The organism is Streptomyces odontotermitis (assembly GCF_050510915.1).
Taxonomy (GTDB): domain Bacteria; phylum Actinomycetota; class Actinomycetes; order Streptomycetales; family Streptomycetaceae; genus Streptomyces.
On the sequence record NZ_JBNJLS010000010.1, the window covers coordinates 258,288 to 283,286 of the forward strand.

General features: G+C 66.9%; 36 protein-coding genes. 34 read left to right on the forward strand and 2 right to left on the reverse strand.

All coding sequences use genetic code 11. The features are described 5' to 3' along the window. Nucleotide 1: 1 nt before the first annotated feature. From rpsG to tuf, 3 genes are all read left to right on the forward strand, one after another. Nucleotides 2–472: a 30S ribosomal protein S7 gene (rpsG, locus tag ACQB60_RS27070; protein ID WP_003974303.1), complete on the forward strand. Its 471-nt coding sequence runs from the start codon at nt 2–4 to the stop codon at nt 470–472. 39 nt (nt 473–511) lie between these two features. Next, complete coding sequence (gene fusA, locus ACQB60_RS27075; RefSeq protein WP_496928715.1) at nt 512–2,638, forward strand: elongation factor G; 2,127 nt, start codon at nt 512–514, stop codon at nt 2,636–2,638. A gap of 154 nt (nt 2,639–2,792) precedes the next feature. Continuing rightward, a complete protein-coding gene (gene tuf, locus ACQB60_RS27080; protein ID WP_384829916.1) occupies nt 2,793–3,986 on the forward strand; it encodes an elongation factor Tu in 1,194 nt (397 codons plus the stop codon). A 153-nt stretch (nt 3,987–4,139) separates the two neighbouring features. Here tuf and ACQB60_RS27085 read toward each other — a convergent pair whose 3' ends face one another. Continuing rightward, nucleotides 4,140–6,170, reverse strand: coding sequence for a PIG-L family deacetylase (locus ACQB60_RS27085; protein WP_496928737.1), 2,031 nt, complete (start codon nt 6,168–6,170; stop codon nt 4,140–4,142). A 631-nt stretch (nt 6,171–6,801) separates the two neighbouring features. Here ACQB60_RS27085 and rpsJ point away from each other — a divergent pair. From rpsJ to truA, 31 genes are all read left to right on the forward strand, one after another. After that, nucleotides 6,802–7,110 carry a 30S ribosomal protein S10 gene (rpsJ, locus tag ACQB60_RS27090; RefSeq protein WP_003948644.1) on the forward strand — a complete coding sequence of 103 codons (309 nt, stop codon included), beginning with the start codon at nt 6,802–6,804 and terminating at the stop codon, nt 7,108–7,110. 14 nt (nt 7,111–7,124) lie between these two features. After that, nucleotides 7,125–7,769, forward strand: coding sequence for a 50S ribosomal protein L3 (rplC, locus tag ACQB60_RS27095; protein WP_384829919.1), 645 nt, complete (start codon nt 7,125–7,127; stop codon nt 7,767–7,769). Nucleotides 7,770–7,776: 7 nt separating this feature from the next. Further along, nucleotides 7,777–8,430 (forward strand): 50S ribosomal protein L4, encoded by a 654-nt coding sequence (gene rplD, locus ACQB60_RS27100; RefSeq protein WP_384829923.1) that lies wholly within the window; start codon nt 7,777–7,779, stop codon nt 8,428–8,430. Next, complete coding sequence (gene rplW, locus ACQB60_RS27105; protein WP_384829926.1) at nt 8,430–8,849, forward strand: 50S ribosomal protein L23; 420 nt, start codon at nt 8,430–8,432, stop codon at nt 8,847–8,849. Before rplD ends, rplW begins: the two co-directional genes overlap by 1 nt. A gap of 39 nt (nt 8,850–8,888) precedes the next feature. Further along, nucleotides 8,889–9,725 carry a 50S ribosomal protein L2 gene (gene rplB, locus ACQB60_RS27110; RefSeq protein ID WP_384829929.1) on the forward strand — a complete coding sequence of 279 codons (837 nt, stop codon included), beginning with the start codon at nt 8,889–8,891 and terminating at the stop codon, nt 9,723–9,725. Between the two features lie 12 nt (nt 9,726–9,737). Continuing rightward, complete coding sequence (gene rpsS / locus ACQB60_RS27115; protein WP_384829932.1) at nt 9,738–10,019, forward strand: 30S ribosomal protein S19; 282 nt, start codon at nt 9,738–9,740, stop codon at nt 10,017–10,019. A 41-nt stretch (nt 10,020–10,060) separates the two neighbouring features. Then, nucleotides 10,061–10,408: a 50S ribosomal protein L22 gene (gene rplV / locus ACQB60_RS27120; protein ID WP_031012097.1), complete on the forward strand. Its 348-nt coding sequence runs from the start codon at nt 10,061–10,063 to the stop codon at nt 10,406–10,408. Next, nucleotides 10,408–11,247 (forward strand): 30S ribosomal protein S3, encoded by an 840-nt coding sequence (gene rpsC, locus ACQB60_RS27125; protein WP_384799824.1) that lies wholly within the window; start codon nt 10,408–10,410, stop codon nt 11,245–11,247. The genes rplV and rpsC overlap by 1 nt, the downstream gene beginning before the upstream one ends. A 5-nt stretch (nt 11,248–11,252) precedes the next feature. After that, complete coding sequence (rplP, locus tag ACQB60_RS27130) at nt 11,253–11,672, forward strand: 50S ribosomal protein L16 (protein WP_017949658.1); 420 nt, start codon at nt 11,253–11,255, stop codon at nt 11,670–11,672. Next, nucleotides 11,672–11,896 carry a 50S ribosomal protein L29 gene (rpmC, locus tag ACQB60_RS27135; RefSeq protein WP_017949657.1) on the forward strand — a complete coding sequence of 75 codons (225 nt, stop codon included), beginning with the start codon at nt 11,672–11,674 and terminating at the stop codon, nt 11,894–11,896. The genes rplP and rpmC overlap by 1 nt, the downstream gene beginning before the upstream one ends. Then, nucleotides 11,896–12,183, forward strand: a complete 288-nt coding sequence (gene rpsQ / locus ACQB60_RS27140; RefSeq protein WP_384829935.1) for a 30S ribosomal protein S17 — start codon at nt 11,896–11,898, stop codon at nt 12,181–12,183. The genes rpmC and rpsQ overlap by 1 nt, the downstream gene beginning before the upstream one ends. Before the next feature lie 108 nt (nt 12,184–12,291). Further along, complete coding sequence (gene rplN, locus ACQB60_RS27145; RefSeq protein ID WP_003974257.1) at nt 12,292–12,660, forward strand: 50S ribosomal protein L14; 369 nt, start codon at nt 12,292–12,294, stop codon at nt 12,658–12,660. A gap of 2 nt (nt 12,661–12,662) precedes the next feature. Continuing rightward, a complete protein-coding gene (gene rplX, locus ACQB60_RS27150; protein ID WP_030685463.1) occupies nt 12,663–12,986 on the forward strand; it encodes a 50S ribosomal protein L24 in 324 nt (107 codons plus the stop codon). After that, a complete protein-coding gene (gene rplE / locus ACQB60_RS27155; RefSeq protein ID WP_384829939.1) occupies nt 12,986–13,543 on the forward strand; it encodes a 50S ribosomal protein L5 in 558 nt (185 codons plus the stop codon). The genes rplX and rplE overlap by 1 nt, the downstream gene beginning before the upstream one ends. Nucleotides 13,544–13,548: 5 nt before the next feature. Continuing rightward, nucleotides 13,549–13,734 carry a type Z 30S ribosomal protein S14 gene (locus ACQB60_RS27160; protein WP_003956452.1) on the forward strand — a complete coding sequence of 62 codons (186 nt, stop codon included), beginning with the start codon at nt 13,549–13,551 and terminating at the stop codon, nt 13,732–13,734. A 210-nt stretch (nt 13,735–13,944) separates the two neighbouring features. Continuing rightward, nucleotides 13,945–14,343 carry a 30S ribosomal protein S8 gene (rpsH, locus tag ACQB60_RS27165; protein WP_018528360.1) on the forward strand — a complete coding sequence of 133 codons (399 nt, stop codon included), beginning with the start codon at nt 13,945–13,947 and terminating at the stop codon, nt 14,341–14,343. Between the two features lie 24 nt (nt 14,344–14,367). Further along, complete coding sequence (rplF, locus tag ACQB60_RS27170) at nt 14,368–14,907, forward strand: 50S ribosomal protein L6 (protein WP_384829942.1); 540 nt, start codon at nt 14,368–14,370, stop codon at nt 14,905–14,907. Nucleotides 14,908–14,910: 3 nt separating this feature from the next. Beyond that, nucleotides 14,911–15,294 carry a 50S ribosomal protein L18 gene (gene rplR / locus ACQB60_RS27175; protein ID WP_496928716.1) on the forward strand — a complete coding sequence of 128 codons (384 nt, stop codon included), beginning with the start codon at nt 14,911–14,913 and terminating at the stop codon, nt 15,292–15,294. A gap of 41 nt (nt 15,295–15,335) precedes the next feature. Next, entirely contained in the window at nt 15,336–15,941 is a 606-nt protein-coding gene (gene rpsE / locus ACQB60_RS27180; RefSeq protein WP_005313527.1) for a 30S ribosomal protein S5, read from the forward strand. After that, on the forward strand, nt 15,941–16,123 hold the full coding sequence (rpmD, locus tag ACQB60_RS27185; protein ID WP_496928717.1) for a 50S ribosomal protein L30: 183 nt from the start codon (nt 15,941–15,943) through the stop codon (nt 16,121–16,123). The genes rpsE and rpmD overlap by 1 nt, the downstream gene beginning before the upstream one ends. A gap of 1 nt (nt 16,124) precedes the next feature. After that, nucleotides 16,125–16,580 carry a 50S ribosomal protein L15 gene (gene rplO / locus ACQB60_RS27190; RefSeq protein ID WP_384829952.1) on the forward strand — a complete coding sequence of 152 codons (456 nt, stop codon included), beginning with the start codon at nt 16,125–16,127 and terminating at the stop codon, nt 16,578–16,580. A 224-nt stretch (nt 16,581–16,804) separates the two neighbouring features. Next, the gene (gene secY, locus ACQB60_RS27195; RefSeq protein WP_384829955.1) at nt 16,805–18,118 is read left to right on the forward strand and encodes a preprotein translocase subunit SecY; all 1,314 of its coding nucleotides are present in this window, start codon (nt 16,805–16,807) and stop codon (nt 18,116–18,118) included. Further along, nucleotides 18,118–18,771, forward strand: a complete 654-nt coding sequence (locus ACQB60_RS27200) for an adenylate kinase (RefSeq protein WP_496928718.1) — start codon at nt 18,118–18,120, stop codon at nt 18,769–18,771. The genes secY and ACQB60_RS27200 overlap by 1 nt, the downstream gene beginning before the upstream one ends. Nucleotides 18,772–18,870: 99 nt before the next feature. Continuing rightward, the gene (gene map, locus ACQB60_RS27205; protein ID WP_496928719.1) at nt 18,871–19,707 is read left to right on the forward strand and encodes a type I methionyl aminopeptidase; all 837 of its coding nucleotides are present in this window, start codon (nt 18,871–18,873) and stop codon (nt 19,705–19,707) included. 168 nt (nt 19,708–19,875) lie between these two features. Further along, nucleotides 19,876–20,097 (forward strand): translation initiation factor IF-1, encoded by a 222-nt coding sequence (gene infA / locus ACQB60_RS27210; RefSeq protein ID WP_003948620.1) that lies wholly within the window; start codon nt 19,876–19,878, stop codon nt 20,095–20,097. 57 nt (nt 20,098–20,154) lie between these two features. Next, complete coding sequence (rpmJ, locus tag ACQB60_RS27215) at nt 20,155–20,268, forward strand: 50S ribosomal protein L36 (RefSeq protein WP_003948619.1); 114 nt, start codon at nt 20,155–20,157, stop codon at nt 20,266–20,268. Between the two features lie 191 nt (nt 20,269–20,459). Next, nucleotides 20,460–20,840: a 30S ribosomal protein S13 gene (rpsM, locus tag ACQB60_RS27220; RefSeq protein ID WP_055698234.1), complete on the forward strand. Its 381-nt coding sequence runs from the start codon at nt 20,460–20,462 to the stop codon at nt 20,838–20,840. Nucleotides 20,841–20,905: 65 nt separating this feature from the next. Continuing rightward, complete coding sequence (rpsK, locus tag ACQB60_RS27225; protein WP_003948617.1) at nt 20,906–21,310, forward strand: 30S ribosomal protein S11; 405 nt, start codon at nt 20,906–20,908, stop codon at nt 21,308–21,310. Between the two features lie 122 nt (nt 21,311–21,432). After that, the gene (locus ACQB60_RS27230) at nt 21,433–22,455 is read left to right on the forward strand and encodes a DNA-directed RNA polymerase subunit alpha (RefSeq protein WP_016645160.1); all 1,023 of its coding nucleotides are present in this window, start codon (nt 21,433–21,435) and stop codon (nt 22,453–22,455) included. Between the two features lie 137 nt (nt 22,456–22,592). Continuing rightward, a complete protein-coding gene (gene rplQ / locus ACQB60_RS27235; RefSeq protein ID WP_384829964.1) occupies nt 22,593–23,096 on the forward strand; it encodes a 50S ribosomal protein L17 in 504 nt (167 codons plus the stop codon). An 82-nt stretch (nt 23,097–23,178) separates the two neighbouring features. Beyond that, nucleotides 23,179–24,042, forward strand: coding sequence for a tRNA pseudouridine(38-40) synthase TruA (gene truA / locus ACQB60_RS27240; protein WP_496928720.1), 864 nt, complete (start codon nt 23,179–23,181; stop codon nt 24,040–24,042). Nucleotides 24,043–24,064: 22 nt separating this feature from the next. Here the strand turns inward: truA and ACQB60_RS27245 are convergent, their stop codons facing one another. Beyond that, nucleotides 24,065–24,913: a hypothetical protein gene (locus ACQB60_RS27245; RefSeq protein WP_496928721.1), complete on the reverse strand. Its 849-nt coding sequence runs from the start codon at nt 24,911–24,913 to the stop codon at nt 24,065–24,067. Nucleotides 24,914–24,999 lie beyond the last annotated feature (86 nt).

Here is a 24,999-nt window from a genome sequence, read left to right on the forward strand (position 1 = left end):
AATGCCTCGTAAGGGCCCCGCCCCGAAGCGCCCGGTCATCATCGACCCGGTCTACGGTTCTCCTCTGGTGACCTCCCTCATCAACAAGGTGCTGCTGAACGGCAAGCGCTCCACCGCCGAGCGCATCGTTTACGGCGCCATGGAGGGCCTGCGCGAGAAGACCGGCAACGACCCGGTCATCACGCTGAAGCGCGCTCTCGAGAACATCAAGCCGACCCTCGAGGTCAAGTCCCGCCGCGTCGGTGGTGCGACCTACCAGGTTCCGATCGAGGTCAAGCCCGGTCGTGCCAACACGCTGGCCCTGCGCTGGCTGGTGGGTTACTCCCGCGCCCGTCGCGAGAAGACCATGACCGAGCGTCTGCTCAACGAGCTCCTCGACGCCTCCAACGGCCTCGGTGCCGCTGTGAAGAAGCGCGAGGACACCCACAAGATGGCCGAGTCCAACAAGGCCTTCGCGCACTACCGCTGGTAGTCGCTACCCACATCGAGACCGAGAGAAGACTGAGCCGACATGGCTACCACTTCACTTGACCTGGCCAAGGTGCGCAACATCGGCATCATGGCCCACATCGACGCGGGCAAGACGACGACCACCGAGCGGATCCTGTTCTACACCGGTGTCTCGTACAAGATCGGTGAGGTCCACGACGGCGCCGCCACGATGGACTGGATGGAGCAGGAGCAGGAGCGTGGCATCACGATCACCTCTGCTGCCACCACCTGTCACTGGCCGCTGAACGACGTCGACCACACCATCAACATCATCGACACCCCGGGCCACGTCGACTTCACCGTCGAGGTGGAGCGTTCGCTTCGCGTGCTCGACGGTGCCGTGACGGTGTTCGACGGCGTCGCCGGCGTTGAGCCCCAGTCCGAGACCGTGTGGCGTCAGGCGGACCGCTACGGCGTTCCGCGCATCTGCTTCGTCAACAAGCTCGACCGCACGGGTGCCGAGTTCCACCGCTGCGTCGACATGATCGTCGACCGCCTCGGTGCGACCCCGCTGGTCATGCAGCTGCCTATCGGTGCAGAGGCTGACTTCAAGGGCGTCGTCGACCTCGTCACCATGAAGGCTTTCGTCTGGTCCGCCGAGACCAAGATGGGCGAGGCCTACGACATCGTCGACATCCCCGACACGCACACCGAGGCTGCCGAGGAGTACCGCGGCAAGCTGCTCGAGGCCGTCGCGGAGAACGACGAGGAGATGATGGAGCTGTACCTCGAGGGCCAGGAGCCCTCCGAGGAGCAGCTGTACGCGGCGATCCGTCGCATCACCATCGCCTCCGGCAAGGGCGGCGACACCACCGTCACCCCCGTCTTCTGCGGTACCGCGTTCAAGAACAAGGGCGTTCAGCCCCTGCTCGACGCGGTCGTGCGCTACCTGCCGTCCCCCCTGGACGTCGAGGCCATCGAGGGCCACGACGTGAAGGACCCGGAGACGGTCGTCAAGCGCAAGCCGTCCGACGAGGAGCCGCTGTCGGCTCTCGCCTTCAAGATCGCGAGCGACCCGCACCTCGGCAAGCTCACCTTCGTCCGGATCTACTCCGGTCGCCTGGACTCCGGCACCGCGGTGCTGAACTCCGTCAAGGGCAAGAAGGAGCGCATCGGCAAGATCTACCGCATGCACGCGAACAAGCGTGAGGAGATCGAGTCGGTGGGCGCCGGTGACATCGTCGCCGTCATGGGTCTCAAGCAGACCACCACGGGCGAGACGCTCTGTGACGACAAGCAGCCGGTGATCCTGGAGTCCATGGACTTCCCGGCGCCGGTCATCCAGGTCGCCATCGAGCCGAAGTCCAAGGGTGACCAGGAGAAGCTGGGTGTCGCCATCCAGCGCCTCTCGGAGGAGGACCCCTCCTTCCAGGTGCACTCCGACGAGGAGACCGGCCAGACCATCATCGGTGGTATGGGCGAGCTTCACCTCGAGGTCCTTGTCGACCGCATGAAGCGGGAGTTCAAGGTCGAGGCCAACGTCGGTAAGCCGCAGGTCGCCTACCGCGAGACGATCCGCAAGGCCGTCGAGCGCGTCGACTACACGCACAAGAAGCAGACCGGTGGTACCGGTCAGTTCGCCAAGGTCCAGATCGCCATCGAGCCGATCGAGGGCGGCGACGCTTCGTACGAGTTCGTGAACAAGGTCACCGGTGGCCGCATCCCCAAGGAGTACATCCCTTCGGTGGACGCGGGTGCGCAGGAGGCCATGCAGTTCGGCATCCTGGCCGGCTACGAGATGACGGGCGTCCGCGTCACGCTCATCGACGGTGCCTACCACGAGGTCGACTCCTCCGAGCTCGCGTTCAAGATCGCCGGTTCGCAGGCCTTCAAGGAGGCCGCGCGCAAGGCCAGCCCCGTGCTGCTCGAGCCGATGATGGCCGTCGAGGTCACCACGCCCGAGGACTACATGGGCGACGTCATCGGCGACATCAACTCCCGTCGTGGCCAGATCCAGGCCATGGAGGAGCGCAGTGGCGCCCGGGTCGTCAAGGGCCTGGTCCCGCTGTCGGAGATGTTCGGCTACGTCGGAGACCTCCGCAGCAAGACGTCGGGTCGCGCAAGCTACTCGATGCAGTTCGACTCCTACGCCGAGGTTCCGCGGAACGTCGCCGAGGAGATCATCGCGAAGGCCAAGGGCGAGTAACTCACTCGAGTTCACGCTTTAGGCTTGACTCCGGAGCCTCCGGGTCATTCCCGCCCCAATCGGGAGGGAGTGACCCGGGCCCCGGGCACCCCAGCAAAGATCACCTGGCGCCGATGAAGTAAGGCGTACAGAACCACTCCACAGGAGGACCCCAGTGGCGAAGGCGAAGTTCGAGCGGACTAAGCCGCACGTCAACATCGGCACCATCGGTCACATTGACCACGGTAAGACGACCCTCACGGCCGCCATTACCAAGGTGCTGCACGACGCGTACCCCGACCTGAACGAGGCTTCGGCCTTCGACCAGATCGACAAGGCTCCCGAGGAGCGCCAGCGCGGTATCACGATCTCGATCGCGCACGTCGAGTACCAGACCGAGGCGCGTCACTACGCCCACGTCGACTGCCCCGGTCACGCGGACTACATCAAGAACATGATCACGGGTGCCGCGCAGATGGACGGCGCCATCCTCGTGGTCGCCGCCACCGACGGCCCGATGCCGCAGACCAAGGAGCACGTGCTCCTGGCCCGCCAGGTCGGCGTTCCGTACATCGTTGTCGCCCTGAACAAGGCCGACATGGTGGACGACGAGGAGATCCTGGAGCTCGTCGAGCTCGAGGTCCGTGAGCTCCTCTCCGAGTACGAGTTCCCGGGCGACGACGTTCCGGTCGTCAAGGTCTCCGCTCTGAAGGCCCTCGAGGGCGACAAGGAGTGGGGCAACTCCGTCCTCGAGCTGATGAAGGCCGTCGACGAGTCGATCCCGGAGCCCGAGCGCGACGTCGACAAGCCGTTCCTGATGCCGATCGAGGACGTCTTCACGATCACCGGTCGTGGCACCGTCGTCACCGGCCGCATCGAGCGTGGTGTCCTGAAGGTCAACGAGACCGTTGACATCATCGGCATCAAGCAGGAGAAGACCACCACCACGGTCACCGGCATCGAGATGTTCCGCAAGCTGCTCGACGAGGGCCAGGCCGGTGAGAACGTCGGTCTGCTCCTCCGTGGCATCAAGCGCGAGGACGTCGAGCGCGGCCAGGTCATCATCAAGCCGGGTTCGGTTACCCCGCACACCGAGTTCGAGGCGCAGGCGTACATCCTGTCGAAGGACGAGGGTGGCCGCCACACCCCGTTCTTCAACAACTACCGCCCGCAGTTCTACTTCCGTACGACGGACGTGACCGGCGTCGTGACCCTCCCCGAGGGCACCGAGATGGTCATGCCGGGTGACAACACCGAGATGAAGGTGGAGCTCATCCAGCCCGTCGCCATGGAGGAGGGCCTCAAGTTCGCCATCCGTGAGGGTGGCCGGACCGTGGGCGCCGGCCAGGTCACCAAGATCAACAAGTAAGTCTTGTTGGCTTGACAGCCTGGTAGCTCCAGCGAGCACCTGAGAGGGCCCGTACGACTTCGGTCGTACGGGCCCTTTCGCTTGCCTTGTTGCTTTCGCGCTTGCTTTCGCGCTTGCTTTCGCGCGCCCGGCTGTCCCGGGCGCGCGCGGGGGCTACGCCTGCGACTGCTTGGGCCGCCAGAGCCAGGGGCGGGCGTCGGGGGAGAGGCCCGCGACGGCGGGGCCGAGCCGGGTGTCGGCGAGCGTGGGGCCGCCCAGGCTGCTGCGGGCCGTGGCCGGGTGGGTGAGGCGGCCGCGGTGCAGGAGCTGCAGGGCGCCGCGCACATCGCGGCCCAGGAGGTACTCCCCGGCGGCCGACACGGGGCCGTAGCCGGGGAATCGGACGGGGTCGCCGCCGATGGTTATCAGCTCGGTCGAGGCGGGCGGCCGGTAGTAGAGGCGGCTGCCCAGGGCGGCTATGGAGTCCGCCGGTACGGGCAGGCCGGCGGAGGGGACCGGGCCGTCCTGCGTCCAGTGGTGCACGGTCTCGCGTCCCGGCGCGTACACATGCACCTGGCCGTCGTCCCCGGCGATCGCGGTGAGCCCGTCCTGCACCTGGCCGCCGCCGAGGTCGCGCCACGGCGACCAGACCCCGTCGGTCCCGCGCACACGCGTGCTGATGCCCTGGTCGGCGTTGCGCACGAAGAGGTGCACCCGCCCGTCCTTCGCGGTCACCGCGACCGGCACCCCGATGCGCCGCCCCCGCACGGGCTCGGGCTCGGGGTTGCCGAGCCCCGTCCACGCGGAGAAGCCCGACCGCTTCGTGCCCGTCGCGCGCTCCTCCAGGAGCACGATCTCCCGTACGTTCTGCGCGCCGCGCCCCTCCACCGAGGCGAGCCGGAGCCCGAACAGGAGCTGGCGCCCGTCCGGGAGCCTGGCCGCGCCGAGGACCGGGGCGAGGGGGCCGCCGCCCAGGTCGACGGGCTTCCCGAAGGTCCCGTTCGCCCGCTCCTGGTAGCGCACCGCGCGCAGGCCGAGCACGCCGTACGCGGTGAGCCTGCCGTCGGGGCCGGTGGCCAGCTGCAGCCGCGGGCCCGGGTAGCGGTAGTGGGTGGCGCGCACCCAGCCCTTGCGGTTGGTCAGGGGGCGGTTGCCGCCGACGTTGTAGTCGCCGCAGCCCGCGGGGTTGCCGCACTGCCACTCGGGCGCGGCGCCGTACGGCCGCAGCAGTGCCGCCTTCGCCTTGAGCACCGCGGTCGGGAGGTTCTTCGGCCAGTGGTTGTTGTAGTAGCCGCGGAAGGCCGTGGTGACGAACGGGGGCGGGCCGCCCTCGGCCGTCTGCGCCCAGCGGATCAGCGCGGCCCAGGTGAACGAGGCGACGGCCGTGTGGTCGGCGTGGTCGGAGTACCCGGGCTGCTCGCTGTCGCGGATGCGGGTGCGCTCGTCGCTGAGCTGGATGTCGGGGTCGGGGTCGAGCGTCTGCACCAGGGTGGGCCGGTAGCGCTCCAGGAGGCCGACGAGTACGTCGATCAGGGCCTCGTGGTCGTACGTCTGGACCGAGCGCAGCGGCGAGCCCTGCGGGATGACGGTGCGCAGCGTCAGGCCCGGCTGACGCCAGAGGGCGGGGGCGCCCATGTGCCAGGCCGGGGTGTGCATGGCGAGGTTCAGGTGGATCAGGTCGACGCGGCGGTCGCCGTGCTCCAGCGTGTTCACCTCGGCGCGGTGGCCGCCGGGCAGCTTGAGGGTGCCCGTCTGCCAGGGCGTGAACAGCGGCAGCCCGATCAGCTCGGCGTACGACTGGCGCAGGCCCTGGTGGCGGGCGGCCGCGTACGCGGGCTGGTCGGCGGGCGGGTGCGGCTGTCCCGGGATCTTGTTGACCCCGTCGGCCTCGCCCGCGGTGACGTACACGCAGACCAGGGGGGTGCCCGCGGCCACGGCGTGCTGGGTGTCCGGGTTCATGAAGAACAGGTCGTCGTCCGGGTGGGCGAGGAACTGCAGGAGCAGCGCCCGGTCGGACTGGGTGGCGGGCAGGCCCGTGGCGGGGGAGGGGGCGGCGGTACTGCTGCGCGGGGGAGCCTCGGGTGTGCGGGTGCAGGCGGCCGCGGCGGAGCCTGCCGCGACGGCGGCGGTGCCCAGGAGGAGGGTGCGGCGGGCGGGGGCAGGGCCGCGCCGGGGACGCTTCCCGGGCGCACCCGGGTCCCGTATGTCCTGGGTCTGGGGCGGGGCTGCGGGGGCTTCGCCCCGTCCCCGGCCGGTCCTCCAGGCAGGCCAACCTCGCACGTGCCTCTCTCCGTCCACCCTGTGCAGCGGTCGGGGGCCGCGCTGCTGTCCAGTTGTTTCGTCTGGAAAGAGGGTTAGCGGAGTGTGCAGGTTCCATGCATGTACATCTTTTGTTCACCCGAGGGGCGCAAAGTAGGAGCGCTGGGTGAGGGTGTGGGCATGACCACGCGGGGAGTGGGGTACGATCCCGCCTCGATTGGCCAGGGATACGTCCCGTATGGCAGACTGTCGGGGTTGCTCGGTTGAGTGCCGATGCTGCGCGCCTCCCGCCGGGAGGACCGGAAGCGAGTCCCACAGTACTCGTCGCCCCAACTGCCGAAAGGCAGCGCTGGAGCGGACGTACGGGAATCTTCTGGGAAGCGTGGGCGGGGTGCCTCAGCCAGGCACCCGGTGGGTTTCTTCCCCCGGACGCGGCCTCGGGCCGCAGCCCCTAGCAGGGAAATCCCTTGGGATATCCGTGTCAGCGAGGTTGCGACACGCCCGACCGCGTGGGTCGGAAGAAGCAAGAACCCGCCGGGTTCCAGAGCGTTACGAGACAAAGGACTACTAAGTAGCCATGGCGGGACAGAAGATCCGCATCCGGCTCAAGGCCTACGACCACGAGGTCATCGACTCCTCGGCGAAGAAGATCGTCGAGACGGTGACGCGTACTGGTGCGTCGGTCGCGGGCCCGGTGCCGCTGCCCACTGAGAAGAACGTGTACTGCGTCATCAAGTCGCCGCACAAGTACAAGGACTCGCGCGAGCACTTCGAGATGCGCACGCACAAGCGCCTGATCGACATCCTCGACCCGACGCCCAAGACCGTTGACTCGCTGATGCGCCTGGACCTTCCGGCCGGCGTCGACATCGAGATCAAGCTCTGAAGGGCGCTGGAGAGATGACCAAGCAGATCAAGGGCATCCTGGGCGAGAAGCTCGGCATGACCCAGGTCTGGGACGAGAACAACCGTGTCGTCCCGGTGACCGTGGTCAAGGCCGGGCCCTGTGTCGTTACCCAGGTCCGTACGAATGACTCCGACGGCTACGAGTCGGTCCAGATCGCCTTCGGCGAGATCGACCCGCGCAAGGTGAACAAGCCCCTCAAGGGCCACTTCGCCAAGGCCGACGTGACCCCCCGTCGCCACCTCGTCGAGATCCGTACCGCTGACGCCAGCGAGTACACCCTCGGCCAGGAGCTGACTGCCGAGACCTTCGAGGCCGGCGTCAAGGTCGACGTCACCGGCAAGAGCAAGGGCAAGGGCTTCGCCGGTGTCATGAAGCGCCACAACTTCCACGGTGGCAAGGCGTCCCACGGTGCTCACCGTGTGCACCGCAAGCCCGGTTCCATCGGTGGCTGTGCCACCCCCGGCCGTGTCTTCAAGGGCATGCGCATGGCGGGCCGCATGGGCAACGAGCGGGTCACCACCCAGAACCTGACCGTCCACGCCGTTGACGCGGAGAAGGGTCTGCTGCTCATCAAGGGCGCAGTTCCCGGTCCGAACGGCGGCCTCGTCCTGGTCCGTACCGCGGCCAAGGGGGCTTGAGGAACCGATGAGCACCATTGACATCCTTTCGCCGGCAGGCGACAAGGCCGGGACCGTCGAGCTCCCCGCGGAGATCTTCGACGTCGAGAAGATCAGCATCCCGCTGATCCACCAGGTCGTTGTCGCGCAGCTGGCCGCTGCCCGTCAGGGCACGCACAAGACCAAGACCCGCGGCGAAGTCCGTGGCGGTGGCAAGAAGCCTTACCGCCAGAAGGGCACCGGCCGCGCGCGCCAGGGTTCGACCCGTGCGCCGCAGTTCGCCGGCGGTGGCGTCGTCCACGGCCCCGTGCCGCGTGACTACTCGCAGCGGACCCCGAAGAAGATGAAGGCCGCGGCCCTGCGCCACGCCCTCACCGACCGGGCCCGCAACAGCCGTATCCACGTCGTCGCCGACGTGGTCGAGGGCGACATCTCCACCAAGGCCGCCAAGGCTCTCCTCGGCAAGATCAGCGAGCGCAAGAACGTGCTCCTGGTCGTCGAGCGGGAGAACGAGAAGGCCCTGCTGTCCGCCCGCAACCTGCCCCAGGTCCACATCCTGGAGCCGGGCCAGCTGAACACGTACGACGTTCTCGTCTCGGACGACGTGGTCTTCACCAAGGCCGCCTTCGAGTCCTTCGTGTCCGGCCCGAAGGCCAATGACACCGAAGGGAGCGACGCCTGATGGCCATCCGTCACCAGAGCATTGCGTCCAAGGCTGCGAAGGCCGCCAAGGCCGCGCGCGTCGCCAAGGCGAAGCGCATCGCGACCGAGGGCAAGTTCGAGGTTGAGCCCACCCCGCTGAGCAAGTCCTTCTCGGACCCGCGCGACGTCCTCGTCAAGCCGGTCGTCTCCGAGAAGTCGTACGCGCTCCTGGACGAGGGCAAGTACACGTTCATCGTGGCCCCGGGCGCCAACAAGACCCAGATCAAGCAGGCCGTCGAGGCGGTCTTCTCGGTCAAGGTCACCGGCGTCAACACGATCAACCGTCAGGGCAAGCGGAAGCGCACGCGCACCGGGTTCGGCAAGCGTGCCGACACCAAGCGCGCCATCGTGACCCTTGCTGAGGGCGACCGTATCGACATCTTCGGCCAGGCCTCCTAACGGAGCGCCCTGGTCCGAATATCGGACGAGGACTGAGAAATGGGAATCCGCAAGTACAAGCCGACTACGCCGGGCCGTCGTGGCTCCAGCGTCGCCGACTTCGTCGAGGTAACGCGGTCCACGCCGGAGAAGTCGCTGGTCCGCCCGCTGCACAGCAAGGGCGGCCGTAACAACGCCGGTCGGATCACGGTTCGCCACCAGGGTGGCGGACACAAGCGCGCCTACCGCGTGATCGACTTCCGTCGTCACGACAAGGACGGCGTGCCGGCCAAGGTCGCGCACATCGAGTACGACCCCAACCGCACCGCGCGCATCGCGCTGCTGCACTACGCGGACGGCGAGAAGCGCTACATCCTCGCCCCGCGTGGTCTGGCGCAGGGTGCCCGGGTTGAGAACGGCCCTGGCGCCGACATCAAGCCCGGCAACAACATGGCGCTGCGCAACATCCCCGTCGGTACGACGCTGCACGCCATCGAGCTGCGTCCGGGCGGCGGCGCCAAGTTCGCCCGCTCGGCCGGTGCCTCGGTGCAGCTGCTCGCGAAGGAAGGCGCCATGGCGCACCTTCGCATGCCGTCCGGTGAGATCCGCCTGGTCGACGTCCGCTGCCGCGCCACCATCGGCGAGGTCGGCAACGCCGAGCAGTCGAACATCAACTGGGGCAAGGCCGGCCGCATGCGCTGGAAGGGCGTCCGCCCGACCGTGCGTGGTGTCGTCATGAACCCGGTTGACCACCCGCACGGTGGTGGTGAAGGCAAGACCTCCGGTGGTCGCCACCCGGTCTCGCCGTGGGGCAAGAAGGAGGGTCGTACTCGTGATCGCAACAAGGCGAGCAACAAGTACATCGTCCGCCGCCGCAAGTCGAACAAGAAGCGCTAGGAGCGGGTTTAGATGCCGCGCAGTCTCAAGAAGGGGCCCTTCGTCGACGACCACCTGATCAAGAAGGTGGACGCCCAGAACGAAGCGGGCTCTAAGAACGTCATCAAGACCTGGTCCCGGCGCTCGATGATCATCCCCAGCATGCTGGGGCACACGATCGCGGTGCACAACGGCAAGACCCACATCCCGGTGTTCGTCACCGAGTCGATGGTCGGCCACAAGCTCGGTGAGTTTTCGCCGACCCGCACCTTCCGCGGCCACGTCAAGGACGACCGCAAGTCGAAGCGCCGCTAAGCGGGGTGTGAACGACTGTGACTAACACCGAAGGGACAACCATGGAAGCCAGGGCCCAGGCGCGGTACATCCGCGTCACGCCCATGAAGGCCCGCCGCGTGGTGGACCTCATCCGTGGCATGGACGCCACGGAGGCTCAGGCGGTCCTGCGTTTCGCCCCGCAGGCCGCGAGCGTGCCGGTCGGCAAGGTGCTGGACAGCGCCATCGCCAACGCCGCGCACAACTACGACCACACGGACGCTTCGTCGCTGTACATCAGCGAGGCGTTCGTCGATGAGGGCCCGACCCTGAAGCGGTTCCGTCCGCGCGCCCAGGGCCGTGCCTACCGGATCCGTAAGCGGACCAGCCACATCACCGTGGTCGTCAGCAGCAAGGAAGGAACCCGGTAATGGGCCAGAAGGTAAACCCGCACGGGTTCCGGCTCGGTGTCACGACCGACTTCAAGTCGCGTTGGTACGCCGACAAGCTGTACAAGGACTACGTCAAGGAAGACGTCGCCATCCGTCGGATGATGACGTCCGGCATGGAGCGCGCCGGCATCTCGAAGGTGGAGATCGAGCGCACCCGTGACCGCGTGCGTGTGGACATCCACACCGCTCGTCCCGGCATCGTCATCGGCCGCCGTGGCGCCGAGGCCGACCGCATCCGCGGTGACCTCGAGAAGCTCACGGGCAAGCAGGTCCAGCTGAACATCCTCGAGGTCAAGAACCCCGAGGTCGACGCTCAGCTCGTGGCCCAGGCCGTTGCGGAGCAGCTGTCCTCCCGCGTCTCCTTCCGTCGCGCCATGCGTAAGAGCATGCAGTCGGCGATGAAGGCGGGCGCCAAGGGCATCAAGATCCAGTGTGGCGGTCGTCTCGGCGGTGCCGAGATGTCCCGTTCGGAGTTCTACCGCGAGGGCCGTGTGCCCCTGCACACGCTCCGCGCCAACGTGGACTACGGCTTCTTCGAGGCCAAGACGACCTTCGGCCGCATCGGCGTGAAGGTCTGGATCTACAAGGGCGACGTCAAGAACATCGCCGAGGTCCGCGCCGAGAACGCCGCTGCCCGCGCCGGCAACCGCCCGGCCCGTGGTGGCAACGACCGCCCGGCCCGTGGTGGCCGTGGTGGCGAGCGTGGCGGCCGCGGTCGCAAGCCGCAGCAGCAGTCCGCGCCGGCTGCCGAGGCCCCCAAGGCCGAGGCTCCCGCCGCTGCCGCTCCGGCTGCTGAGAGCACCGGAACGGAGGCCTGACCGAAATGCTGATCCCCCGTAGGGTCAAGCACCGCAAGCAGCACCACCCGAAGCGCAGCGGTATGTCCAAGGGTGGCACGCAGGTTGCGTTCGGCGAGTACGGCATCCAGGCGCTCACCCCGGCGTATGTGACGAACCGTCAGATCGAGGCTGCTCGTATCGCCATGACGCGTCACATCAAGCGTGGCGGCAAGGTCTGGATCAACATCTACCCGGACCGCCCCCTCACCAAGAAGCCTGCCGAGACCCGCATGGGTTCCGGTAAGGGTTCGCCGGAGTGGTGGGTCGCCAACGTCAAGCCCGGACGCGTGATGTTCGAGCTGTCGTACCCGAACGAGAAGATTGCTCGTGAGGCGCTCACCCGCGCTGCTCACAAGCTTCCGATGAAGTGCCGCATCGTCCGGCGCGAGGCAGGTGAGGCGTGATGTCGGCCGGAACCAAGGCGTCCGAGCTGCGCGAGCTGGGCAACGAGGAGCTTGTCGCCAAGCTCCGCGAGGCCAAGGAAGAGCTGTTCAACCTCCGCTTCCAGGCGGCGACCGGTCAGCTCGAGAACCACGGTCGGCTGAAGGCCGTCCGCAAGGACATCGCGCGGATCTACACCCTGATGCGTGAGCGCGAGCTGGGCATCGAGACGGTGGAGAGCGCCTGATGAGCGAGAGCAACGTGACTGAAGAGACGAAGGCCGAGCGCGGCTTCCGCAAGACCCGTGAGGGTCTGGTCGTCAGCGACAAGATGGACAAGACCGTCGTCGTCGCCGTCGAGGACCGCGTCAAGCACGCGCTGTACGGCAAGGTCATCCGCCGTACGAACAAGCTCAAGGCGCACGACGAGCAGAACGCTGCCGGCGTCGGCGACCGCGTCCTCCTGATGGAGACGCGTCCGCTGTCGGCGACCAAGCGCTGGCGCGTCGTCGAGATCCTCGAGAAGGCCAAGTAATTCTCCGGGGGGTTTCCCCCGGAGTTCGTTCCGCCAGGCTCGGCAGGGACCAACTCCCTTGACGGACAAGGTCCCTGCCGGGAACCGGCAGACAAACAGGAGATAGACGTGATCCAGCAGGAGTCGCGACTTCGCGTCGCCGACAACACGGGTGCGAAGGAAATCCTCACCATCCGTGTTCTCGGTGGCTCGGGTCGCCGCTACGCGGGCATCGGTGACGTCATCGTCGCCACCGTCAAGGACGCGATCCCCGGTGGCAACGTGAAGAAGGGTGACGTCGTCAAGGCGGTCATCGTTCGCACCGTCAAGGAGCGCCGCCGTCCGGACGGCTCGTACATCCGCTTCGACGAGAACGCCGCCGTCATTCTGAAGAACGACGGCGACCCTCGCGGCACCCGTATCTTCGGCCCGGTGGGCCGTGAGCTGCGCGAGAAGAAGTTCATGAAGATCATCTCGCTCGCGCCGGAGGTGCTGTAAGCATGAAGATCAAGAAGGGCGACCTGGTCCAGGTCATCACCGGTAAGGACAAGGGCAAGCAGGGCAAGGTCATTGCCGCTTACCCGCGCGAGGAGCGCGTCCTGGTCGAGGGTGTCAACCGGGTCAAGAAGCACACGAAGGCCGGCCCCACGGCCTCCGGCTCGCAGGCCGGCGGCATCGTGACCACCGAGGCCCCCGTCCACGTCTCCAACGTCCAGCTGGTCGTGGAGAAGGACGGCAACAAGGTCGTCACGCGCGTCGGTTACCGCTTCGACGACGAGGGCAACAAGATCCGCGTTGCCAAGCGGACGGGTGAGGACATCTGATGACGACCACCACCACTCCGCGTCTCAAGACGAAGTACCGCGAGGAGATCGCGGGCAAGCTGCGTGACGAGTTCAAGTACGAGAACGTCATGCAGGTCCCCGGCCTGGTCAAGATCGTGGTCAACATGGGTGTCGGCGACGCCGCCCGTGACTCGAAGCTGATCGACGGCGCCATCCGCGACCTCACCACGATCACCGGCCAGAAGCCGGCCGTGACGAAGGCCCGGAAGTCCATCGCGCAGTTCAAGCTGCGCGAGGGCCAGCCGATCGGCTGCCACGTCACGCTCCGTGGCGACCGCATGTGGGAGTTCCTGGACCGCACCCTGTCGCTCGCGCTGCCGCGCATCCGCGACTTCCGTGGTCTGTCCCCCAAGCAGTTCGACGGCCGTGGCAACTACACCTTCGGTCTCACGGAGCAGGTCATGTTCCACGAGATCGACCAGGACAAGATCGACCGCGTCCGGGGTATGGACATCACCGTGGTCACCACGGCGACCAACGACGCTGAGGGCCGTGCCCTTCTCCGTCACCTCGGCTTCCCGTTCAAGGAGGCGTAAGCGAGATGGCGAAGAAGGCTCTGATTGCCAAGGCTGCTCGTAAGCCCAAGTTCGGTGTGCGTGCGTACACCCGCTGCCAGCGCTGCGGCCGTCCGCACTCCGTGTACCGCAAGTTCGGCCTGTGCCGCGTGTGCCTCCGTGAGATGGCTCACCGTGGCGAGCTGCCGGGCGTGACCAAGAGCTCCTGGTAATCCCCTAGTTGGGATTACTGAGGGCTCTCGGTAAGCAATGGGACGGTAGGGTGCCCTGCTCTTCATGGCTTAGGCTAGGAGGGTTGGGCGCCCGCCGCCCCGTACGACTTACTACGCCGTAGGTCCCCGCGCCGCACCCGTCCCGCCCATGAGTGGGGAGAGGGATGGCGCATACAGGAAACCCCGGCGAGAGAGGCCGAAGGCCAATTCATGACCATGACTGATCCGATCGCAGACATGCTTACGCGTCTGCGGAACGCGAACTCGGCGTACCACGACACCGTGGCGATGCCGCACAGCAAGATCAAGTCGCACATCGCCGAGATCCTCCAGCAGGAGGGTTTCATCACCGGCTGGAAGGTCGAGGACGCCGAGGTCGGCAAGAACCTCGTTCTCGAGCTGAAGTTCGGCCCGAACCGTGAGCGTTCGATCGCCGGCATCAAGCGGATCTCGAAGCCGGGTCTGCGCGTTTACGCGAAGTCCACCAACCTGCCGAAGGTCCTCGGTGGCCTGGGCGTGGCGATCATCTCCACGTCGCACGGTCTCCTGACCGGCCAGCAGGCAGGCAAGAAGGGCGTGGGTGGGGAAGTCCTCGCCTACGTCTGGTAGCGGAAGGGAACGGAGGAAACAGCTATGTCGCGTATTGGCAAGCTCCCCATCACGGTTCCCGCCGGCGTGGACGTCACCATCGATGGCCGCACGGTCACGGTGAAGGGTTCCAAGGGCACCCTGACCCACACCGTCGCCGCGCCGATCGAGATCGCTAAGGGCGAGGACGGCGTTCTGAACGTCACCCGCCCCAACGACGAGCGTCAGAACAAGGCCCTGCACGGCCTGTCCCGCACGCTGGTGGCGAACATGATCACCGGTGTGACCCAGGGTTACGTGAAGAAGCTCGAGATCAGCGGTGTCGGTTACCGCGTCCTGGCGAAGGGCTCCAACCTGGAGTTCTCGCTGGGTTACAGCCACCCGATCCTGGTCGAGGCGCCCGAGGGCATCTCGTTCAAGGTCGAGTCGCCCACCAAGCTGTCTGTCGAGGGCATCGACAAGCAGAAGGTCGGCGAGGTTGCGGCCAACATCCGCAAGCTGCGCAAGCCCGACCCGTACAAGGCCAAGGGCGTCAAGTACGAGGGCGAAGTCATCCGCCGCAAGGTCGGAAAGGCGGGTAAGTAAGCCATGGCATACGGTGTGAAGATTGCTAAGGGTGACGCCTACAAGCGCGCCGCCAAGCAGCGCCGCCACATCCGCATCCGCAAGAACGTGTCGGGTACGGCGGAGCGTCCGCGCCTCGTCGTGACGCGTTCGAACCGCAACATCGTTGCTCAGGTCATCGACGACCTCAAGGGTCACACCCTTGCGTCGGCGTCGACCCTGGACGCTTCGATCCGCGGTGGCGAGGGTGACAAGTCGGCCCAGGCCAAGCAGGTCGGTGCGCTCGTCGCCGAGCGTGCCAAGGCCGCGGGTGTCGAGGCTGTCGTATTCGACCGTGGTGGCAACCAGTACGCCGGGCGCATCGCCGCCCTGGCGGACGCCGCCCGCGAAGCCGGGCTCAAGTTCTGAGCCGGTTCCGTAGCTAGCGGAAACAGAGAGAGGTAATTCCAATGGCTGGACCCCAGCGCCGCGGAAGCGGTGCCGGTGGCGGCGAGCGGCGGGACCGGAAGGGCCGTGACGGCGGCGCTGCTGCCGCCGAGAAGACCGCGTACGTTGAGCGCGTTGTCGCGATCAACCGCGTCGCCAAGGTTGTGAAGGGTGGTCGTCGCTTCAGCTTCACCGCGCTGGTCGTGGTGGGCGATGGTGACGGCACCGTGGGTGTCGGTTACGGCAAGGCCAAGGAGGTGCCGGCCGCCATCGCCAAGGGTGTTGAGGAGGCCAAGAAGCACTTCTTCAAGGTCCCCCGCATCCAGGGCACCATCCCCCACCCCATCCAGGGTGAGAAGGCCGCGGGCGTCGTCCTGCTCAAGCCTGCTTCCCCCGGTACCGGTGTTATCGCCGGTGGCCCGGTGCGCGCCGTCCTGGAGTGCGCCGGCGTTCACGACATCCTGTCGAAGTCCCTGGGCTCCGACAACGCGATCAACATCGTGCACGCGACCGTGGCGGCCCTCAAGGGCCTGCAGCGTCCCGAGGAGATCGCGGCTCGCCGTGGTCTGCCGCTCGAGGACGTCGCCCCCGCGGCTCTCCTTCGTGCGCGTGCGGGAGCAGGTGCGTAATGGCACAGCTCAAGATCACGCAGACGAAGTCGTACATCGGCAGCAAGCAGAACCACCGCGACACGCTGCGCACCCTGGGCCTCAAGCGCCTCGGTGACAGCGTCGTCAAGGAGGACCGCCCCGAGTTCCGCGGCATGGTGCACACCGTCCGCCACCTCGTGACGGTTGAGGAGGTCGACTGACATGGCGGAGCAGAACCCGCTGAAGGTCCACAACCTCCGTCCTGCCCCGGGCGCCAAGACCGCCAAGACCCGTGTGGGTCGTGGTGAGGCGTCCAAGGGTAAGACCGCTGGTCGTGGTACCAAGGGCACCAAGGCCCGTTACCAGGTTCCGGAGCGCTTCGAGGGTGGGCAGATGCCCCTCCACATGCGTCTCCCGAAGCTCAAGGGCTTCAAGAACCCGTTCAAGACCGAGTACCAGGTCGTGAACCTCGACAAGCTGACCTCCCTCTACCCCGAGGGTGGAGAGGTCACGGTGGCCGACCTGGTCGCCAAGGGCGCCGTTCGCAAGAACAGCCTTGTCAAGGTCCTCGGCCAGGGCGAGGTCACCGTGGCGCTGCAGGTGACGGTTGACGCCGTCTCCGGCTCCGCCAAGGAGAAGATCACCGCCGCCGGCGGTACCGTCACCGAGCTCGTCTGAATCACCCAGGCGTCTCGATGACTTGAGCGATCCCAACCGGGGATGCCCCACAAAAGGGGCATCCCCGGTTGGTCGTTCCAAGGGGGGCACGGTCGCCGGTAAGGTGGCGTGCACTGTCTAAAGTCCGTGCGGTCTGCCCGCACGGTTTTCTGGCTGTTATACGAATTCGTCGAACCCAAGACCACTACCTCTGACGCACGTGCGCGGGGGTCGCAGGAGGCACCGTGCTCACCGCGTTCGCCCGAGCGTTCAAGACGCCCGACCTGCGCAAGAAGCTGCTCTTCACGCTCGGCATCATCGTGATCTATCGAATCGGTACGCACGTCCCGATTCCCGGCATCAGTTACAAGAACGTCCAGACCTGCATGGACCAGGCCAACGCCAATCAGGGGCTGTTCGGTCTGGTCAACATGTTCAGTGGTGGCGCGCTGCTGCAGATCACGATCTTCGCGCTCGGCATCATGCCGTACATCACGGCGAGCATCATTCTTCAGCTGCTGACTGTGGTGATCCCGCGCCTCGAAGCCCTCAAGAAGGAGGGCCAGGCGGGCACGGCAAAGATCACGCAGTACACGCGCTATCTGACCATCGCGCTCGCGATCCTCCAGGGCACCGGCCTGGTGGCCACCGCCCGCACCGGCACCCTGTTCCAGGGCTGCCAGGTGGCCAGCGAGATCGTGCCTGACCAGTCGATCTTCGTGACCGTCACCATGGTCATCACCATGACCGCGGGCACCGCCTGTGTGATGTGGCTCGGCGAGCTCATCACCGACAAGGGCATCGGCAACGGCATGTCGATCCTGATGTTCATCTCGATCGCCGCCACCTTCCCGAGCGCCCTGTGGGCCATCAAGAAGCAGGGCGACCTGGCGGGCGGCTGGATCGAGTTCGGCACCGTGATCCTCGTCGGCCTGGTCATGGTCGGCCTGGTGGTCTTCGTGGAGCAGGCGCAGCGGCGCATTCCGGTCCAGTACGCGAAGCGCATGATCGGCCGCAGGTCCTACGGCGGTACGTCCACGTACATCCCGCTGAAGGTCAACCAGGCGGGTGTGATCCCGGTCATCTTCGCTTCGTCGCTGCTCTACATCCCGGCGCTCGTCGCCCAGTTCGCGGGCGGCAACTCGGAGTGGAAGACCTGGATCGACCAGCACCTGACCAAGGGAAACCACCCGTACTACATCGTCACGTACTTCCTGTTGATCGTCTTCTTCGCTTTCTTCTATGTGGCGATCTCGTTCAACCCCGACGAAGTCGCTGACAACATGAAGAAGTATGGTGGCTTCATCCCGGGCATCCGGGCTGGCCGTCCGACCGCTGAGTATCTGAGTTACGTGCTCAACCGGATCACCTGGCCGGGCTCGCTGTATCTGGGTCTGATCGCTCTCGTACCGACGATGGCGTTGGTGGGCTTCGGCGCGAACCAGAACTTCCCGTTCGGCGGGACAAGCATCCTCATCATCGTGGGTGTGGGTCTGGAGACCGTGAAGCAGATCGAGAGCCAGCTCCAGCAGCGCAATTACGAAGGGTTCCTCCGCTGATGCGAATCGTCCTCGTCGGGCCGCCCGGTGCGGGCAAGGGTACGCAGGCCGCGTTCCTTGCCAAGAACCTGTCGATCCCGCACATCTCCACGGGCGACCTCTTCCGTGCCAACATCAGCCAGGGCACGGAGCTCGGCATCGAGGCCAAGTCCTACATGGACGCGGGCCAGTTGGTGCCGGACGAGGTCACCATCGGGATGGCCAAGGACCGCATGGAGCAGCCGGACGCCGTGAACGGCTTCCTGCTCGACGGCTTCCCGCGCAACGTCTCGCAGGCCGAGGCGCTCGACAAGGCCCTCAAGGCCGACGACGCGAAGCTGGACGCGGTCCTGGACCTGGAGGTCCCCGAGGACGAGGTGGTCAAGCGCATCGCGGGCCGCCGCATCTGCCGCAAGGACTCGAGCCACGTCTTCCACGTGACGTACAGCAAGCCGAAGGCCGAGGGCGTCTGCGACGTCTGCGGCGGCGAGCTGTACCAGCGGGACGACGACAGCGAGGACACCGTCCGCAAGCGCCTCGAGGTCTACCACGCCCAGACCGAGCCGATCATCGACTACTACCGCTCGCAGGGCCTGGTGGTCACGATCTCCGCGCTCGGCAAGGTCGACGAGGTCACGAAGCGCGCGATGGACGCCCTCAAGGGCGACAAGTAGTTTTCAGCACGCTGCTTCGGCCGCGGTCCCCGTCACGGGGGCCGCGGCCGTAGTGTTGTGTGCACAACGGTTGTACGTGAGACGGAGAGCTGAAGCCCCATGGTGCAGATCAAGACCCCCGAGCAGATCGCGAAGATGCGCGAGGCGGGACTGGTCGTGGCCGCGATCCACGCGGCCACCCGTGAGGCGGCCGTGCCCGGCGCCACCACGCGGGACCTCGACGAGGTCGCGCGCAAGGTGATCGCGGAGCACGGCGCCAAGTCGAACTTCCTCGGCTACGGCGGCTTCCCCGCGACCATCTGCACCTCGGTCAACGAGGTCGTGGTCCACGGCATCCCAGACGACAAGACCGTCCTCAAGGACGGCGACATCATCTCCATCGACGCGGGCGCGATCATCGACGGCTGGCACGGCGACGCCGCGTACACCGCGTTCGTGGGCACCGGTCACGCACCGGAGCTGGTCGAGCTCTCCCGGGTGACCGAGGAGTCGATGTGGGCGGGCATCGCGGCCATGAAGCAGGGCAACCGCCTGGTCGACGTCTCCCGCGCCATCGAGACGTACATCCGCCGCCAGCCGCGTCCGGCCAGCGGCAAGTACGGGATCATCGAGGACTACGGCGGCCACGGCATCGGCACCGAGATGCACATGGACCCGCACCTGCTGAACTACGTGGAGCGCCGGCGCGGCCGCGGCCCCAAGCTGGTCCCCGGCCTCTGCCTGGCGATCGAGCCGATGGTGAGCCTCGGCACACCGAAGACCGAGGTCCTCGAGGACGAATGGACCGTCATCACGACGGACGGCACCTGGTCCTCGCACTGGGAGCACTCCATCGCGCTGACGGAGGAGGGCCCGCTGGTGCTGACCTCGCCCGATGGGGGCAAGGCGAAGCTGGCGGAGCTGGGGATCGTCGCGGCGCCCGATCCCGCGGCCTGACCTCCCGCTTGCTTAAGGATCTTGCCGATGGGGCATTCTTTCTCGATTCGTCTTTCCGGGTGCCCTGACGTAGACTGACTCGTCGGCTCTCGTGCATCCGTATGTCTACAGGCTTGTAGGTCCTACGGGGTGGGAGTCGATCAAGGTAGTCGATTCGAAGGGCGAAGCGTGGCCAAGAAGCAAGGTGCCATCGAGATCGAAGGCACTGTCGTCGAGTCTCTTCCGAACGCCATGTTCAAGGTGGAGCTCCAGAACGGCCACCAGGTCCTGGCACACATCAGCGGCAAGATGCGCATGCACTACATCCGCATCCTCCCTGACGACCGGGTCGTGGTGGAGCTGTCTCCGTACGACCTGACGCGTGGCCGGATCGTCTACCGGTACAAGTAGATCTTGCCCGCACTCCGCTCCGGCGGGGTGGTGGCACTGACCCGGAGAACCTCACCAATGAAGGTCAAGCCGAGCGTCAAGAAGATCTGCGACAAGTGCAGGGTGATCCGCCGTCACGGCCGGGTCATGATCATTTGCGACAACCCGCGCCACAAGCAGCGCCAGGGCTGACGCACGACTGCAGTTCGCAGATTTTCGCGCGACGCACAGCAAGTACATACGCAGGACCCGTCCCTCTTCAGCTCCATCGCAGGTAATGGAGGGCGACACCCTCGGTCGGAGGCCGGGGACCCAGGCTGTACCTCATACGGCACCTGGGAGTGGTTCTGCTACACACCTCCGAAGATTCACAGGAGCCATGAATGGCACGCGTTGAAGGTGTTGACCTCCCGCGCGACAAGCGCATCGAGGTCGCCCTCACCTACGTGTTCGGCATCGGCCGGACGCTGTCTCAGCAGACGCTGGACGCCACCGAGGTGGACCGCAACACCCGTGTTCGCGACCTGACCGAGGAAGACCTCGTCAAGATCCGCGAGTACGTGGACGCGAACATCAAGACCGAGGGTGACCTCCGTCGCGAGATCCAGGCCGACATCCGCCGCAAGGTCGAGATCGGCTGCTACCAGGGTCTGCGTCACCGTCGCGGCCTGCCGGTCCGCGGTCAGCGCACCAGCACCAACGCTCGCACCCGCAAGGGCCCGCGTCGCGCCATCGCCGGTAAGAAGAAGCCGGGCAAGAAGTAGTCCTCGCTCAGCGGTCTATCGACAGCTGGCGCTGCAGGACCGACCACCTCCCGTAGGAGTTATAGATGCCCCCCAAGGGTCGTCAGGGCGCTGCCAAGAAGGTGCGCCGCAAGGAAAAGAAGAACGTCGCTCACGGCCACGCGCACATCAAGAGCACGTTCAACAACACGATCGTGTCCATCACGGACCCGACCGGCAACGTGATCTCGTGGGCCTCCGCCGGCCACGTCGGCTTCAAGGGTTCGCGCAAGTCGACCCCGTTCGCCGCGCAGATGGCTGCCGAGTCGGCCGCCCGTCGCGCGCAGGAGCACGGCATGCGCAAGGTCGACGTGTTCGTGAAGGGCCCCGGCTCCGGCCGTGAGACCGCGATCCGTTCGCTGCAGGCGACCGGCCTCGAGGTCGGCTCGATCCAGGACGTGACGCCCACGCCGCACAACGGCTGCCGTCCGCCCAAGCGTCGTCGCGTCTGACGTTCGTACGTCGCTTGACTTGAGGATTCGGGCGGTACGGCTCTTCGGGGCCGTATCGCCCGTACCCTTGTAACGAATCAGGGCATCAAATAGTGGGTGCCCCTGACTGAAGGAATCACTTCATGCTGATCGCTCAGCGTCCCTCGTTGACCGAAGAGGTCGTCGACGAGTTCCGCTCCCGGTTCGTCATCGAGCCGCTGGAGCCGGGCTTCGGCTACACCCTCGGCAACTCCCTCCGCCGGACCCTCCTCTCCTCGATCCCGGGTGCGGCGGTCACGTCCATCCGCATCGACGGCGTGCTGCACGAGTTCACCACCGTGCCGGGCGTCAAGGAGGACGTCACCGACCTGATCCTCAACATCAAGCAGCTGGTCGTCTCCTCGGAGCACGACGAGCCGGTCGTGATGTACCTGCGCAAGCAGGGCCCGGGTCTGGTCACCGCCGCCGACATCGCGCCCCCGGCCGGTGTCGAGGTGCACAACCCCGACCTCGTCCTCGCCACGCTCAACGGCAAGGGCAAGCTGGAGATGGAGCTGACCGTCGAGCGCGGTCGCGGCTACGTCTCCGCCGTGCAGAACAAGCAGGTGGGCCAGGAGATCGGTCGCATTCCGGTCGACTCCATCTACTCGCCGGTTCTCAAGGTCACGTACAAGGTCGAGGCCACGCGTGTCGAGCAGCGCACCGACTTCGACAAGCTGATCGTCGACGTCGAGACCAAGCAGGCCATGCGTCCGCGTGACGCCATGGCGTCTGCCGGTAAGACGCTGGTCGAGCTCTTCGGCCTGGCCCGTGAGCTCAACATCGACGCCGAGGGCATCGACATGGGTCCGTCCCCGACGGACGCCGCCCTGGCCGCCGATCTGGCGCTGCCGATCGAGGAGCTCGAGCTCACCGTTCGGTCGTACAACTGCCTCAAGCGCGAGGGCATCCACTCCGTGGGTGAGCTCGTCGCCCGCTCCGAGGCCGACCTGCTCGACATCCGCAACTTCGGTGCGAAGTCGATCGACGAGGTCAAGATGAAGCTCAACGGGATGGGTCTCGCGCTGAAGGACTCGCCCCCCGGCTTCGACCCGACCGCCGCGGCGGACGCCTTCGGCGCGGATGACGACGCCGACGCGGGCTTCGTCGAGACCGAGCAGTACTAAGAGCTCGGGACTGGTCGTTTGAATTTGGCTGCGCGTGCGTTGTGGTTGCTCGCGCAGCTCCCCGCGCCCCTTACGGGGCGCGGGTCCACTGACCCCGGTACCTGACACGGCCGGGGCAGATCACAAGGAGAAACACCATGCCGAAGCCCACCAAGGGTGCCCGTCTGGGCGGCAGCGCCTCGCACGAGCGGCTGATGCTGGCGAACCTCGCCAAGGACCTGTTCGAGCACGGTCGCATCACCACCACCGAGGCGAAGGCCCGGCGTCTGCGTCCCTACGCGGAGCGTCTGGTCACCAAGGCGAAGAAGGGCGACCTTCACAACCGCCGCCAGGTGCTGCAGGTCATCACCGACAAGAGCGTCGTGCACACGCTCTTCACGGAGATCGGCCCGCGCTACGAGAACCGCCCGGGTGGCTACACCCGCATCACCAAGATCGGTAACCGCCGTGGCGACAACGCGCCCATGGCCGTCATCGAGCTGGTGGAGGCCCTGACCGTGGCCCAGCAGGCCACCGGTGAGGCCGAGGCGGCCACGAAGCGTGCCGTCAAGGAAGACGCCCTCAAGAAGGACGAGGCCGTCGAGGCCAAGGCCGACGAGGTCGTCGAGGACGCGAAGCCCGAGGGCGACGAGTCCAAGTAAGGCCGCGCCTTGCCGTGAGCGGGTCTGCCCCTGTGGGGCGGGCCCGCTCTCGCATGTGCGGGGTGCTGAGAGGATGACTGGTGTGAGCGATGAAGTAGAGCCCGGGTTCGTACGGGTGCGCCTTGACCTTTCGTACGACGGGAAGGACTTTTCCGGCTGGGCCAAGCAGCGGGAGGGCCAGCGGACCGTCCAGGGGGAGATCGAGGACGCGCTGCGGACCGTGACGCGGTCGCAGGAGACGTACGAGCTCACCGTCGCCGGGCGGACCGACAGCGGGGTGCACGCGCGGGGGCAGGTGGCCCATGTGGACCTGCCGGAGAGCGTGTGGGCCGAGCACCGGGAGAAGCTGCTGCGGCGGCTGGCCGGGCGGCTGCCGCACGACGTCCGGGTGTGGAGGGCGGCCGAGGCTCCCGCCGGGTTCAACGCGCGGTTCTCCGCCGTGTGGCGGCGGTACGCGTATCGCGTGACCGACCATCCCGGTGGCGTCGATCCGCTGCTGCGGGGTCATGTCCTGTGGCACGACTGGGAGTTGGACGTCGATGCCATGAACGCCGCGGCCGAGGGCCTCGTCGGGGAGCACGACTTCGCGGCCTACTGCAAGAAGCGCGAGGGTGCCACGACCATCCGTACGCTGCAGCAGTTGAGCTGGGAGCGGGGCGGGGACGGGATCCTCACCGCCACCGTGCGGGCCGATGCCTTCTGCCACAACATGGTGCGGTCGCTCGTCGGTGCCCTGCTGTTCGTGGGGGACGGGCACCGGCCCTCCGAGTGGCCCGCGAAGGTGCTCGAGGCGCGGGTGCGGGACTCCGCCGTGCACGTCGTGCGGCCGCACGGGCTCACGCTGGAGGAAGTCGGTTACCCCGCCGACGAGTTGCTGGCGGCGCGGAGCCAGGAGGCCCGGAACAGGCGGACGTTGCCCGGGGAGTCCGGGGCCTCCTGCTGCTGACCGGCGGCCGCCGGCCCGGCTGCTACTGGGGCATGCCCGCCGCGGCCGAAGCCTGGGCCTCGCCGCGGCGGTTGATCTGCTGGAAGGTGAAGCGGGCCACGTCGTCGCTGAGTTGGTAGACCTTGCTGTCCTTCTTCGTGACGTCCTTGCCGCCGGCGAAGCCGGACGTCGTGAAGTAGGCGTAGCGGCCGTACGAGTTGGCGGTCGAGCGGCACAGGCCCTGGCGGCAGAAGGTGGGTGCGCCGTGGCCGACCAGCGAGGTCACGTTGCCGTCCTCCCACTGGTCCTTGGCCTTGCTCGCCTGGGCCGCCGTGTCGAAGAGGGCGACGCCGACCGTGACCCCGATGCCGTCCTTGCTGTAGGTCGCGCGGATCAGACGGGTGCACTTGTTCTTGGTGAGCAGGGCGCCGAGGGGGCCCTGGGTGCGGGACGCGCACTTCGACGTGGAGTCGGTGCCGCCCTTCTTGTAGACGCGGTCGCCGGAGGTCAGCGTCTTGCCCGGGTAGAGCGTCGTCGGGCTGAGCGGCGCCTTGTCCTTCTCGGCGCTGGAGATGAAGTCCATCGGGTCCGGCGGCGGCGGGGGAGTGGTCGCCTCGAAGGACGGGTCGGGGGCGTTGCTGTCCTTCGGGATGTCCGCGGTGGTGGGCAGCTCGGAGGCCGGCTTGTTGGAGGCCGAGCTGTTGTCACTGTTCGCGGAGACGACCGCGACCGCGACGGCAGCGGCGACCGCGACCGTGGCGAGCGCGCCACCGCCGATCATCAGCCACTTGCGGCGGCGGTTGCGGTTCTCGGACGCCTCGGCCAGCGCCGCCCAGTCCGGAGTCTGCGACCCCCCGGGGCCCCACTGGGGTCCCCCTTGCCCAAAGCTCATGGGGCGCATCTTAGACGGGCCTCCCGGGATGTTGAGTGGGGGTTGAAGGGCCCGATCCACCTAGCCTGACGCGCATGAACAGGGGC